12 protein-coding genes are annotated in these 13,051 nt (G+C 46.5%); 8 read left to right on the top strand and 4 right to left on the bottom strand.

Translation table 11 applies throughout. The features are described from left to right. Window positions 1–746 precede the first annotated feature (746 nt). Window positions 747–1,205 (bottom strand): hypothetical protein, encoded by a 459-nt coding sequence (locus JNN12_04865; GenBank protein ID MBL7977652.1) that lies wholly within the window; start codon window positions 1,203–1,205, stop codon window positions 747–749. Window positions 1,206–1,384: 179 nt separating this feature from the next. On the opposite strand from JNN12_04865, the gene JNN12_04860 reads away from it, so the two are divergent. Beyond that, entirely contained in the window at window positions 1,385–2,581 is a 1,197-nt protein-coding gene (locus JNN12_04860) for a class I SAM-dependent methyltransferase (GenBank protein ID MBL7977651.1), read from the top strand. Window positions 2,582–2,703: 122 nt separating this feature from the next. Next, complete coding sequence (locus tag JNN12_04855) at window positions 2,704–3,717, top strand: PIG-L family deacetylase (protein ID MBL7977650.1); 1,014 nt, start codon at window positions 2,704–2,706, stop codon at window positions 3,715–3,717. Between the two features lie 15 nt (window positions 3,718–3,732). Here the strand turns inward: JNN12_04855 and JNN12_04850 are convergent, their stop codons facing one another. Further along, window positions 3,733–4,650 carry an NHL repeat-containing protein gene (locus JNN12_04850; protein ID MBL7977649.1) on the bottom strand — a complete coding sequence of 306 codons (918 nt, stop codon included), beginning with the start codon at window positions 4,648–4,650 and terminating at the stop codon, window positions 3,733–3,735. Further along, window positions 4,647–5,939 (bottom strand): phosphoribosylamine--glycine ligase, encoded by a 1,293-nt coding sequence (gene purD, locus JNN12_04845; GenBank protein MBL7977648.1) that lies wholly within the window; start codon window positions 5,937–5,939, stop codon window positions 4,647–4,649. Before purD ends, JNN12_04850 begins: the two co-directional genes overlap by 4 nt. Before the next feature lie 262 nt (window positions 5,940–6,201). Between purD and JNN12_04840 the strand changes: the two genes are divergently transcribed. The 5 genes from JNN12_04840 (at window position 6,202) to JNN12_04820 (ending at window position 10,366) form a co-directional block, all read left to right on the top strand. Beyond that, the gene (locus JNN12_04840; GenBank protein ID MBL7977647.1) at window positions 6,202–6,936 is read left to right on the top strand and encodes a hypothetical protein; all 735 of its coding nucleotides are present in this window, start codon (window positions 6,202–6,204) and stop codon (window positions 6,934–6,936) included. A 287-nt stretch (window positions 6,937–7,223) separates the two neighbouring features. Beyond that, a complete protein-coding gene (locus JNN12_04835; GenBank protein MBL7977646.1) occupies window positions 7,224–8,162 on the top strand; it encodes a metallophosphoesterase in 939 nt (312 codons plus the stop codon). Between the two features lie 140 nt (window positions 8,163–8,302). Continuing rightward, entirely contained in the window at window positions 8,303–8,872 is a 570-nt protein-coding gene (locus JNN12_04830; protein MBL7977645.1) for a 1-acyl-sn-glycerol-3-phosphate acyltransferase, read from the top strand. 137 nt (window positions 8,873–9,009) lie between these two features. Then, the gene (locus JNN12_04825; protein MBL7977644.1) at window positions 9,010–9,741 is read left to right on the top strand and encodes a GNAT family N-acetyltransferase; all 732 of its coding nucleotides are present in this window, start codon (window positions 9,010–9,012) and stop codon (window positions 9,739–9,741) included. Beyond that, the gene (locus JNN12_04820) at window positions 9,710–10,366 is read left to right on the top strand and encodes a hypothetical protein (GenBank protein ID MBL7977643.1); all 657 of its coding nucleotides are present in this window, start codon (window positions 9,710–9,712) and stop codon (window positions 10,364–10,366) included. Before JNN12_04825 ends, JNN12_04820 begins: the two co-directional genes overlap by 32 nt. Window positions 10,367–10,394: 28 nt before the next feature. Here the strand turns inward: JNN12_04820 and JNN12_04815 are convergent, their stop codons facing one another. Beyond that, complete coding sequence (locus JNN12_04815; protein ID MBL7977642.1) at window positions 10,395–12,098, bottom strand: M28 family peptidase; 1,704 nt, start codon at window positions 12,096–12,098, stop codon at window positions 10,395–10,397. Window positions 12,099–12,393: 295 nt separating this feature from the next. Here JNN12_04815 and JNN12_04810 point away from each other — a divergent pair, with 295 nt between their 5' ends. Continuing rightward, window positions 12,394–12,852, top strand: a complete 459-nt coding sequence (locus JNN12_04810; GenBank protein ID MBL7977641.1) for a DUF1569 domain-containing protein — start codon at window positions 12,394–12,396, stop codon at window positions 12,850–12,852. Window positions 12,853–13,051 lie beyond the last annotated feature (199 nt).

The following is a 13,051-nucleotide window of genomic DNA, read 5'->3' as shown; positions in this document are numbered from 1 at the left end:
ACGGAAATCTTCAATTACATAGCGTGCTACTACAACCCGAAAAGGAGGCATTCGGCACTGGGCTATCTTTGCCCCGACAACTTTGAGGAACGCTACTTTTCTAACTTAACGCTGTGTCCGTGAAAATGGGACCATGTCAATCTTATTACTATCTACCTTTTGGCGACTCGTATAATATTTCTTTTGAACAACCAAAACTTCTCTTAGATAATATTGGCACAAGGGAGTGGGTGGTATATAATCCGAAAGACGAACATCGGGTCTATAGCCACACTTCTTGGTTTTTGTTACTATCACCTGAAGAATCAGAAATAAGACAAGGCTGGTACTCATCCTTGGAAACCAAACACAAGCACTGGAAATTATTTTTCTTTGATTGAAGTGAAACCACAAAACCTAAGACAGGATTTTACTGACTTTTGGAACACTTTTCATCCTTGCAGCAATGGGTGATTTGGTGATCATTAATTTCATTCGGAAAAAGAACCATCATTCAGTGATAATGGATCATAAAACAAAAGCAGAATATTGCATTTATAAAAGAAAATAAATACTCTTAAACGATAAATGTAAGTATAACTGGTAAGGCTTAAAAACGATACCATACTTGTCAAAAAAAACCGTAGTCCCAATGATTCTTATGAGCCAATCAATTTTATGGCCTACGTACAATGGATTGCAAGGTATAAAAACCTTTATGGCCTCCTTTTGGAAAACAAGAAGGCCATTTACAAATGGGTTGTGCGTTATTTACAAGGCATTTCCTTCAGCACCTCGTTGGTAATTTTGGTTTCATCTGGATTTTTCAGTACCAATTTATCGCCTTTCTCCATCAACTCGGCCTCCACCTTGCTAAGCGTACTGCCCTCAAGTTTGAATTTCACTTCTTCCACCTGATTGCTGCCTTCGATTTCATATGCATATTCGCCACGGATCCAGCCATCTTTCAATTCTCCGGTGATGTCTCCATAGGCCCCGTGTTGTTCAAAGGGGCTCCAGGTATAACTGCCAGTAACTTTTCCGTTGTCAATCGTCAATTCGGCAGAGGTGGTATCTTTACCAGCGACCATCAAGAAGCACCGTTTCCCATTTGTAGTAACGGACGTTTCCGCTTTTGCTTCTGGCGTTGGTTCTGGTTTGTTTGGTTGCGGATTGCAAGCGGCGATGACCAGCAAAATCCAACTCATCCATACTGTTTTTTTCATAAAAGCATTGGTTTGGGATTGTGAATGTGACAAAACTCCATCAGAAAGTCTTGTATAAATACCACCAATCAAGTTTTGTAGCCCTAATTTCCCCTTTTCATTTTAGCACGAAATTCCTTTATTTTGAGCAATTGGTTTACAAAAGTTGTACGGCGATTTCCCTAAGTATAAGAAAAATCATGAATAAAGTCATCTATCTGAAGCCTGAAAAAGAAAAATCTTTGCTTCGTAAACATCCGTGGGTGTTTGCAGGTGCTATTGCCCGTGTGGGTGGAGCACCTTTGTCCGGCGAAACCGTTCAGGTATTATCCCACAAAGGCGACTTTTTGGGCTTGGGGGCGTGGTCTCCCGTTTCACAGATCCGGGTTCGGATGTGGACGTTTCACCCCGGCGAGGGGGTGGATGCTGGTTTTTTTCTACGTCGGCTAAAGCAAGCGCTTTCTTTACGTCTAAATGCGGACGGTTCCTTTCCGGATGCCTTTCGTTGGGTGGCAGCCGAAAGTGACGGCTTGCCTGGCCTGATCGCCGACCGATATGGGGACTGGGTGGTACTGCAATTTTTGGCAACAGGGAGCGAGTTCTGGCGGTCGGAGATAGTACAAGGCATTCGTACATTGTTTCCAGTTCGCGGTATTTACGAACGTTCGGATGTGGATGTGCGGAAAAAGGAGGGCCTCGTGCCTCAATCCGGCTTATTACATGGCGAGGAACCGCCCATGCAACTTTGGATTCGCGAAGGGAATTTTCGGACAGGAGTAGATATTTATCAGGGCCATAAAACGGGTTATTATTTGGATCAATCAGAAAACCGAGCCCGACTTGGTAGCATGGCCACTGGTAAAAACTGGCTCAACACTTTTTCCTATACGGGCGGGTTTTCGCTGGCTGCGCTTGCTGGTGGAGCAACGCATGTTCTAAATGTAGATTCTTCGGCACATGCGCTGGCGCTCTCCGAAGACAACCACCATCAAAACGGCTTCGACCCCAACCATTACGATCACTTAGAGGCAGATGTCTTTAAGTGCCTCAGAAAGTTTCACGCCGAAAAACGGTTATTTGACGGCATTGTATTGGATCCTCCTAAATTTGTAGAGTCCAAATTCCACCTCGAAAAGGCTGCACGTGCTTATAAAGACATCAATCGGTTGGCCTTTCATTTGCTCAGACCAGGTGGCGTGTTATTTACGTTTTCTTGTTCGGGTTTAATGGATGCAGGTTTATTTCAAAAAATTGTCGCTGATGCGGCTTTAGATGCCCAAAGAGACGTTCAATTCATCCATCGCATGGGACAAGCCGCCGATCATCCTGTGCGGTCCACTTTTCCGGAAGGATTTTATTTAAAAGGATTGATTTGCAGGACATGTAATGAAAATTAGGAACGATTCATGTTGTAAATTACTGTAGAGAAGTGTCTTTTTTTATTCTCTCATTGTTTCCATACCCGTTACGTAATGGTAAATATTCTCACTGTTCCTCTTATTTCGACCTCTCATAAGCCATGAACCAAATACATGATCCCAGTGCGGGAGTTCGGGTGTTGCTCATCGAAGACAGTCCGGAACAAGCAGTTCTTGTGAAACACTGGCTGGAACAGTGGTCTGGCTGCGAGGTGGTTCACGCCAGTGATGGTCCATCCGGTGCTCAATTTGCCCAGTTTGGCACGTGGGATCTGGTAGTGAGTGATATCGAGTTGCCGGGAGTTATTGGTTTAGACCTAATCAAGATTATTAAAGGGGTGAATCCATGGACACCCGTTTTGATGATTACCGCGCACCCAAAAATGGAATATGCTGTTACAGCCCTTCAAAACCGCGCCGATGGCATTTTATTTAAGCCTTTGGACTATGGCGCCTTCATGGAGCAAGTCCAGAAGTTGGTGGCCGAAGGGCAAAAAAAGCGGCGCGAGGAACAAAAAACAGTGCTCGCTATTGGCGCCCATCCAGACGATGTGGAAATCGGATGCGGGGGAACCCTGCTCAGACACAAAGCTGCCGGAGATCGGGTGGTTATTCTCACCTTAACAGGCGGCGAATTTGGCGGGCGAAAATCATTGCGGGTGATTGAGTCCGAAAAAGCAGCTTCGGTGCTGGGGGCGGAATTGTTTATGGGGGAGTTACGAGACACCCAAGTTTCGGAAGGGCCAGAGACCATTTCTATTATCGAAAGCACGATTCGTGTGATCCAACCCACCCATGTTTACACCCATACGCCCAATGATGCCCATCAGGATCACCGGAATTGTTACCGTGCCACCATTGTGGCCGCACGTGGAATCCCAAACCTATATTGTTATCAGGCCCCTTCTACCACAATAGACTTCCGCCCCACAATGTTCATTGAGGTGGGACGTTTTATGGATGGAAAAATCAAGGCCATCAACGCCTATCACACACAAACAGCCATTAGGGCATACTTAAAGGAAGACTTAATCATGGCGACGGCGCGCTATTGGGGAAGGTTTAGCGGATATGGCTATTCGGAGCCAATGGAAGTGGTGCGTCAACAAGGCTAATTCCCCATTGGTTTTTTACGGCCTAAACCGCATTAGTTTGGTGGGCGTGAGCAAATATACCGCACGATGTGCATAGACAGCGTCCACAATAGGCTCCGAGAATTTCAGTGCATAATTAAACAATTGCTTTCCATCTGGTTGATAGACCCATAGGTTTTGTTCGCCCGTCACCAGAATCCGGTCTCCAAACAAGGAAATACCCCTGAGTTTAGCGAGTTGCTCGCTGCCAAATGACCGCAAAAAAGTTCCAAAGGCATCAAAAACCATTACATCTCCCCGCCCCCGATCTGCAATAAACAACGTGCCATTGGGCGCTACAACCATCGAAACGGGATCAAGCAGGGCGGCATCTCCGGCATCGTACCGCCCAAAGAACCGCTGAACCCGCTTTTGTGCATCCCATTTGGCCACAAAGGCATGTTCTTGGTCTGCCACAAAGAGTTCTTTGGCCGCATCTACTGTAAGCGCAACCGGCGTGCCTTCGGATAAAATAAGTTTATTGTCATAATCCGCATTGGGTGAAAAAAAACCAGCAATCTGGCGCGGAGTATGGGTTTCAAAGACAAGCGGAAAGGTTTCAAGGTAGCGAAACTCGGCAGAAAAGTGCTGAACCCGTCGGTTGCCATAATCGGCCACATAGATGTCTAAGCCATTCGTTGGGTCCACATCTACTGGTGAATCAAACTGATAATCACCACTGCCAGTGCCCCCTACCTGTGCTAGCACCTTCCCATCTGCATTTAAGCGAAATAAAAGATTTTTCGCCACATCGGTTACAAATAGGTTGCCTTTATTGTCGGTGGCAAGCGCCCTGGCATCCCGAAATGTAGTGAGCACCATAGCGCGGCTGATGGTGGTATCCGGCTTCTGGGCTATGACTGGTAAGCCCCCATAAAGAAGACCCCATAACAACAAAAGTATATTTTTTCTCATGGTTTCTCGTCATGTTTGAGGCCCCGCCAGCCAATATCCCGTCGGAAATATGCACCCTCAAAATGCAGGGTATTTACCCGTTGATAGGCCATATCTAAGGCTTCTTGAAGGTTAGTACCGATACCCGTTACCGCCAGTACACGTCCACCGGAAGTGAGGATATTACCTTCCTCCGAAAGCGAAGTTCCGGCATGAAAGACCACCGACGCCTCCGTACCTGATAAATCCCCCAATCCTTTTATTTCCATACCTTTAGGATAAGTATTCGGATAACCGGGCGCTGCCATAACCACCGTTGCGACGGCCCCGTCGTGAAGGGCCAATGGGTACTCCAAAAGCCTTCCGGTTGCCATCCGCATAAACAAATCGGCCACATCAGATTTAATGAGTGGTAGCACCACTTGCGTTTCAGGATCACCAAAGCGGCAATTGTATTCCACTACCTTAGGTCCCTGCGGCGTGAGCATGATGCCGACGTATAGAATACCCGTATAAGGATGCCCTTCTTCCATCATCCCATTTAAAGTTGGTACAATAATTTCATTTTGTACACGCGCCAAGACTTCGGGTGTTATTACAGGCGCTGGCGCATAGGCCCCCATTCCCCCCGTGTTGGGTCCGGTATCCCCTTCGCCAATACGTTTGTGGTCTTGTGCGACAGGTAGCAACACATGGTTTCGCCCGTCGATCAAGACAAAAACCGAGGCTTCTTCCCCTGTCATAAAAGACTCCATCACCACCTTTGCGCCCGCTTGTCCAAATGCCCCTTCCAGCAGGATGGTCTTTAATCCGGCTTGGGCTTCCGCTTGATTTTGACAGATCAACACGCCTTTACCTGCCGCGAGGCCATCTGCTTTGAGTACGATCGGACAATCTTGCAAAGCCAGCCAATCCTTCGCTTCCTCGTATTCTACCGAAGAAAACGTTCGGTACATCGCGGTAGGAATATTGTATTGCGCCATAAACCCTTTTGCAAACCCCTTGCTGCCTTCTAATTGAGCGGCATAGGCCGAAGGTCCGACTATCGGCAAACCTACCGACCGGAAAAGGTCCACTATTCCGGCCACCAAAGGTTGTTCTGGCCCAACGATGGTTAGGTCAATTTTTTCACTTTGCACCCATTCCACCAATGCTCCGAAGTCCATTGGCGAAATCGCTATATTTTCGCCCACTTGTGCCGTTCCGGCATTTCCGGGCGCACAATAAACCTTTGGTCGTTGTGGGCTTTGGGCTAGTGCCCACACCAGCGCATGTTCGCGCCCACCGCTCCCGATCACCAAAATTTTCATGGCTTTACACTCAATTTAATAATAAACAACCGATCTTTGCCCGTTGTAAGTATTGCTGTAAAATACTCCCACCTGGTTCCGGATATAAGAAGATGTTTCCAAAATATTGTCTATCCAATTTAATTTTTGCGTATTCCAACCTATCCAAGATAAATTTTACCTTCCTAAAAAACTTTTATTCATGAAATATAGGCCCCGGCTTGACTTCCCCTACCCAAATGTGCTTTTTTGCAAATCTAATACCCCGTTAGCTCACCTCGACATGACTTTATCCTCTTCACAAGCCCTCACCATCATTGCCATCGGATTGGTTGTCGCCACCTTAGACATGCCTGCGCTGGCACTAAAACTCGCCGGGTTTACACTCCCTTTTAATCTTTTCTTTGTTTTGTTTTTCCTTTTAAACATCATTGGTTATGGACTTATATGGATAGGAGCCCAAATTCTTTTGGAAGATTCGCCCTATTTTCGGTCGGTGAGCATTTCTTCTTTGGTCATGAATGCAACTTGGGTGGTGTTGATGGTACTCACGCTGGCACTTCGATATTTTGACCTTGATACCAATGGCCAATTAAATATTTTACCCATTATTTTGGTAAGTACTATAGACTGGTTTTTGGTTTTTGTCTTATACCGGGGCATCAAGGTGGAGGCGAGCCGCGCCCGGAACGAAGCATTAGAATGGTTAGAATGGTTTAGTGTACACATGATGCTCAAGTCCGAGAAACATGAGGAAGAACAAGAACGGTTTGGCGGGCTGGTACGCGAGGCCGAACAAATCTGGTTTATTTACCTTTCCATGATGTTTGTATTTATCCCCGCCTTATTGTATTTATGGAGTTACCTTCGGCGATGGGAATTTTTGTGGACAGCGCTGCTAATTGGGGTATTGCATTTGGCTCCAGTTGTACTTTTGGCTTTTTTTATATTCCGTGTGGGCCAGCATCTGAACGCCATTGAGCCACCTACCGTAGAGACCCCTCTTCCAGAAGCCTGATCACCAAAAATTGTTACCATTTTTATGGAGAAAAAATCCTAGCATATAGTTATTTAGCTCACCTATCACTTGATTCTATTATTAAACGATTAGATAAAGCCTTTTAAACACCGCTACATGGCCTTAGAAATTTTGGCCTTCTTTCATCCTACCCAAACCTCGCATCCAGCTCACAAAATTTTATCGCCAGTGGAGCCAGGGGTTTCTATCCGTTAACACAAGTACAATATTCTGTTTTTGTTTTGTTCACCCTATAGGGCAGTATCCTTCGGATTTTATGGAAAAACATGGACAGGCGTTCATTTCTTTCACGTGCCGGATGGGTCGGATGTGGCTTATTTACCCCGCCACTCATTCGCGCAGGCATGGTTGATTCACAAGCCTTTCGGGTAGCATATCTTACCGACAGCCACCTTCTCCCGCTATCGAAGGCCATTCGTAGCTTTACCCAAGCCCTACATCATCTTCAGACACTCTCCAAACCACCTGATCTCATCTTTAATGGTGGAGACGCGATCATGGACGCCTTGCAATTAGATCGTTGGATGGTTAAGCGGCAATGGGCTTCTTGGAAGACCGTTTTATCCCAAGAAAACCAATTACCCATCCACCATTGCTTGGGAAATCATGATATTTGGGGCTGGAAATTAGAGAAAATAAAAGACCGCGCAGACGATGCCCAAGATAAAGTCTTTGGAAAACAGTGGGCATTAGACGAATTGGGGATGACTACTCGGCATTACTATTTCGATCAACAAAATTGGCGTTTTGTGGTTTTGGATAGTATTCATGCAAAACCTGATGGTTATACCGCCCGATTAGATGGAGCACAATTCGACTGGCTTCAGCAAACATTGGTTGCCACCCCCGCAGAACGACACCTATGTATCATATCGCACATTCCCATCTTGAGTGCCACCGTCTTATTTGACGGAGACAATGAACAACAAGGTGGATGGCAGATTCCCGATGGCTGGATGCATCAAGACGCTCGCCGGATCAAGAACCTCTTTTCAAGGCATCCAAACGTTCGGGTTTGTTTGAGTGGTCATACCCATTTAGTGGACGACCTAACGTATAACGGGGTCCGATACCTCTGTAATGGAGCCGTCAGCGGAAAATGGTGGCGCGGCGCTTTTCAGGAGTTTAGCCCGATGTATGCCCTCTTGGATTTTATGCCCAACGGGGAGGTACACCGTCAGATGATTCCCTACCTTGACGCATAAATATGGTTCTTACCCGAAAACAAATACTAATGATGCCATTGCCGCATCTGCCTTTCCGATTACGCTTGGTCATTCGGGGACTTTTATTGATTTTTCGCTCCCGTATCCAACATATCCAGGGCGTTATGCAACTACAAAACATGTCCAGCCCCTACATTGTAACGGCCAATCACACTTGTTACATCGAAGCCATCATTTTTCCGGTGTTAATCATGTTTCTTCGGGGCGGAGAACGGATTCATTTTATGGCAGATTGGAGTTTTTTGCTGAATCCATTTGCCCGCCCCTTCTTCAAACTCGGTCAAATAATTCCGGTATTAAATAAACCTGCCCGCCCTGCTTTTCTAAATCGCTTTAAACACCTTGTAGTAGGAAACAAAAACGGTTGGGCTTTGGCCTCCGACTATCTATCCACGGGCAAGAATGTAGGTATTTTTCCGGAGGGTGTGGCACATGGCAATCTGACTTCCTTGCGTGACTTTAGGAATGGCACTGCAAGATTAGCCATTCTCCACAACATACCCATACTGCCTGTTGGTATCCGATTTCCCATCGCAAAAAAAGGACGTTTTGGCGTACTCCCGGTCATGTCTTTTCATTTTGGACAACCACTAATACCAACCCCCGACGATACCGCCCAAACGATCCATCAACAACTTATTACACATATAGCAGCGCTCAGTATGAAGTCCCTTCCTTCCCAAGTCTAAGGTGGTCCATCATGTCATCAAAACACAAGACTCCCGTAATACAACCATAAACTTGCGTAAACGCAGAACATGTATTCTACAGATCGTTCAAGAACCCTCTGGGTTCCACCACGTTAGGAATTATTAACCCGAGAGACATGATACCAGCCCAAACAATGGCCTCTTCTTTCCAGCTTAAAAATGGAACCGGTGTAGAAATGATCTCGAATGAAGAGCAGCGGCAAGAGGCACTAACCGTCCTTGAAACCATTTATTGCGTCGAAAAGCACTGGGTGGGTGCTTCTACAACCCTTTTTGAACCCTCAGAATTACAGGATCCCCATAAACAGTGGCTCATTGCCTACGACACGCACCGTGCTGTTGGGGTGGTTAGGTTATCCTTTAACCGACAAGCCCACCATTTCCCAACGGAATATCTGCACTTTCAACATGCCGACTGGAATGCGATGGTAATGGCTAATTTTTTATCTCATAACCCAACTGCTGAAATTGGACGATTTGCCATTTTACCAGAGTACCGCTCCCATTCACGGTTTGCCTTGATGCTCATGCAAATGGCCTGTACACAAGCCATCCTAAACCATTGTTTTTACATTCTTACCGATGTATTTCATGGCGATCTTCAAAGCCCATTCCACTTCCATACACAAATTTTAGGATTCGAGCCTTTTGCAACCTATGCCGATGAGCGGTTCAACAGCCATTACCCCAGCATCTTGCTTATAATGGATCTCCGAAAAACCTATCTCCATACAAAAAAATACCAACCACGGATATTTCGGACGTTTACGCAAAATTGGCCTCCTTCTCTTCACCTTCAACTTGACACCTACCGCTATGAAAGTTCCCCCAGCACTTTTGGTTCATAAAGTAACCACTTTTGAGGCCCGCACAGCTGCACTTGAGGTCTTGGGCGCGACCTATCGGGATGAAAAGCGTTGGATTGATATGGCCGAACACCAGTTCCCGCTTTCGGAGTTGCACTGCGAGCAAATATCTTGGTTCTTAGCTACCGAAGACGGGCAACCAATCGGGGTTCTACGGGTACGTTATCATCGCCTCATCGAAGAATACCGGAAATATGAGCTGGAGCTTCAGGTTCCAATTGACGTAGAAGCCTTCTTCCGACAACACAGGATCGCAGAAATCGGACGATTTGCCATTTTACCCCCCAAGCGTACACAAATCCGTTTTGCCTTATCATTGATTCAGACCGCAACACAAGAAACCGTAGAACGTGGTTTTACCCATTACATCACAGACGTTTTTGAGGACGAACCAAACAGCCCCTATTTGTTTCACACCCGCGTGTTGGGATTTCAGCCGGTAGCGTTTCATGCAACAGGAGAACTACGGACGCACCATCGCCGAATAACGTTGCTCCTGAACATTCGTCAGGCATACCAACGGTTAAAGACGGCCAATAACCGCATCTATCGCATGTTGTGTACTAACTGGAGCGACCGCACCCATGCCCTTCTTTCCTCTGCCTAATCTTGTATGATGGGTATTTTCTTTTGCCTTATAACTGAGCTATTTTTTTCGCAGCAAACCGCCGGATGGTTTCTTGTGCCATTTTTATGTGCTGACGTGTAGCCGATGAAGGAGGCACGGAGCGCATATCGGTCAATTTGGCGATGCTATTTATGTAATAGTCGCGCCACGTTTCTATAATCAGTTGTTCGTCCTCTCCTTTTTTCCCGTTTTGTATAGCGGCTCGCGAGAGGGCAAACTCCGTTTCCAAGCGGATTTTGGCGGCGTTGACCAATACCTGCGCGGTTGTACGAATGGTTTGATCGGTCGCGGTTGTCAGGGTCATGGCCGTAACAAGGGCACACGTACCCACATTCTGCATGGTTTTCGGCGAGACCATCTCTAATCGGTCGCCATCGGTATGATAGAACTGATCGGTAAAATGCCAGAGTAGCAATCCGGGTTTTTTGGCTTCTAAGAAGGGCGTATGATCACTCCCACCTTCAAAAGGATTGGTATTTACGGTCCAATTGGCGTATTTACCTTGTTGCTTACACAGGTCAATGACCAAGTCATTAAAATAATGTGGCACAATGTCTGAGACCTTCATCGGACTTCCGCCCCACTCCGAGTGTTTATCTTCACCCCGTGTCCAAACTGCCGAGGGATCCGGCATTTTCTCGATGAGGAACGATCCCCCTGTTTTGGCCGTATCCTCGCCCACCATGTCCAAACTCATGCCCCACCGAATCCCGCGTGCCCGCAACGTGTCTTCGCGAATATAGCGGCGCGTCGAGACAATCTCGTCGCCCCATAAAAACGTGAGGGTTCTATGGGGTTTGTATGTACCTTTTCGGACCAACTGCGCCGTTACCCGGGCCATTTCCAACAACGTACCCACCCCCGAAGCATTGTCATTTGCTCCCGGTTCCTGTACATGTGCACTAAACACAAATCGCTCATCTGGTTTATTTTGCCCCAATACCTCGGCAATAATGGTTAGTTCTTCTGAATGATAAGACTTGGCCTCAATCTGGACATGGAGTTTTCCATTGCCTCGGTTGATGGCATCTAGAAGACGGTTGCGGGCATGGTACGAAAGCAAAATCCCCCACTGTTGATCGCCAGAAGTGCTCATCGGAATACTACCAAACTGGATGGAATGGATATTTTTTTCCGGTTGTGTATAATGTGGTAAACCATAAGCCAGTACGCCGATGGCTCCACGCGAAAGCGCATTGCGGTACAGTCCAAACAAATTCCCATCGCCAAAAACAATTTTTCCGGTTACGTCTTTCCCTTCAAAATCCGCACTTTGTCCGGAACCTACATAAACCACCTCGGCATGGGTACCTTCTGGTGGTGTAGATGCCGAATTGATGGCCACCATATTACGGTTTGTGGCAAAGTCCAAGAGTGGCTGATCCGTTCCTTCGATGGTTACTCGTGCAGAAATTGGTTCCCAAGCTGGTTTTTGCATAGGTCTTTTTTCGATCCGATACCGCATTCGGTCACCGGGTTTTGCATCCGCAGCCAAGACAAATCCAGCTGCTTTTAGCTTTTCTTCGATGTGATAGATACTTTCATTAAATCCGGCATTCCCCACAACACGCCACCTTTTTTCGACAAAGGCAACGGTTTCGAAGGCCCGCTCCCCTTTTATCTCATTACGAACCGCCGCGAAAAAACGGTCTGACGACTGGGCATACACGCTGGAAATCATCCAACACAAGAAAACAAGAAAAACACGCATTGGTATTGGGATTGATGTAACGATGACACATAGACCACTTTCCGAGGAATTGGTTTCTCGGTGGGATATTGCAATGATACGGTTTTTTTCCGAACTTAGCATCTCCACCCGCTTAAGTGTTTTTTCCGCCTTAAACACGTGGTTCCTACTTTGGTCATATTGAAGCGTGCTTCCCCCCCACCCAAGCGCTATGCTATAGTAGATGCCTGGCTCTCAGCAATCTTTTAACCAACATATGCCACTGTTTGCATGGATACCTCTTTTGCACACCAATGGCACTAAAACCTAAAAAAACATGGCTTTACCCAATATCTTTTCTCGTGATGTAACCGATGGTGTGATTGCACGCATCAACCAATTAACGCCCGCTACACAACCTCAATGGGGCAAAATGAATGCAATACAAATGCTGGCCCACTGCAACGTAACCTACGAAATGGCTTATGAAAACAAACATGCGCGGCCCAATTTTTTCATGCGCCTCATCCTAAAACTTTTTGTTAAACAAACGGTGGTTGGCGAAGCGCCTTATAAGAAAAATACACCCACCGCGCCCGCATTCATTATTGGGGATGAACGAGTATTCGACGAAGAAAAAGCCCGCCTGATTGCCTACCTCAACAAAACCGTCGCGTTGGGACAAAACCATTTTGATAAAAAGGAATCGTTGTCCTTTGGAAAGTTATCCATCACCGAGTGGAATAACATGTTTTACAAGCACTTAGACCATCATCTTACGCAGTTTGGTGTCTGAGCGTAGTTTAATACAACGCCGTTACGTTAGAGGTACCGGAATATGCCAAGTAAAAAACTCAGCCCCACTTTTCACCAAGCCAATCTTGCCTACGGTTTTTCCTTTGGCTGCTCGTCGAGTTTTCGCATCAACTCCTCTATCAACTTATTTTTCTCAATAAGGGCTTGGTCTTTCTCGATAAGGGCTTGATCTTTCTCGA

The organism is Bacteroidetes Order II. bacterium, from assembly GCA_016788705.1.
Taxonomy (GTDB): Bacteria; Bacteroidota; Rhodothermia; order Rhodothermales; family UBA2364; genus UBA2364.
This window is presented reverse-complemented; position numbering and strand designations above follow the sequence as displayed.

Excerpts from the sequence above, each read along its gene's own strand:
- JNN12_04865 (MBL7977652.1), bottom strand. The coding sequence starts at position 1,205 with ATGAAAAAAACAGTATGGATGAGTTGGATTTTGCTGGTCATCGCCGCT.
- JNN12_04860 (MBL7977651.1), top strand. The coding sequence starts at position 1,385 with ATGAATAAAGTCATCTATCTGAAGCCTGAAAAAGAAAAATCTTTGCTT.
- JNN12_04855 (MBL7977650.1), top strand. The coding sequence starts at position 2,704 with ATGAACCAAATACATGATCCCAGTGCGGGAGTTCGGGTGTTGCTCATC.
- JNN12_04850 (MBL7977649.1), bottom strand. The coding sequence starts at position 4,650 with ATGAGAAAAAATATACTTTTGTTGTTATGGGGTCTTCTTTATGGGGGC.
- purD (MBL7977648.1), bottom strand. The coding sequence starts at position 5,939 with ATGAAAATTTTGGTGATCGGGAGCGGTGGGCGCGAACATGCGCTGGTG.
- JNN12_04840 (MBL7977647.1), top strand. The coding sequence starts at position 6,202 with ATGACTTTATCCTCTTCACAAGCCCTCACCATCATTGCCATCGGATTG.
- JNN12_04835 (MBL7977646.1), top strand. The coding sequence starts at position 7,224 with ATGGACAGGCGTTCATTTCTTTCACGTGCCGGATGGGTCGGATGTGGC.
- JNN12_04830 (MBL7977645.1), top strand. The coding sequence starts at position 8,303 with ATGTCCAGCCCCTACATTGTAACGGCCAATCACACTTGTTACATCGAA.
- JNN12_04825 (MBL7977644.1), top strand. The coding sequence starts at position 9,010 with ATGATACCAGCCCAAACAATGGCCTCTTCTTTCCAGCTTAAAAATGGA.
- JNN12_04820 (MBL7977643.1), top strand. The coding sequence starts at position 9,710 with ATGAAAGTTCCCCCAGCACTTTTGGTTCATAAAGTAACCACTTTTGAG.
- JNN12_04815 (MBL7977642.1), bottom strand. The coding sequence starts at position 12,098 with ATGCGTGTTTTTCTTGTTTTCTTGTGTTGGATGATTTCCAGCGTGTAT.
- JNN12_04810 (MBL7977641.1), top strand. The coding sequence starts at position 12,394 with ATGGCTTTACCCAATATCTTTTCTCGTGATGTAACCGATGGTGTGATT.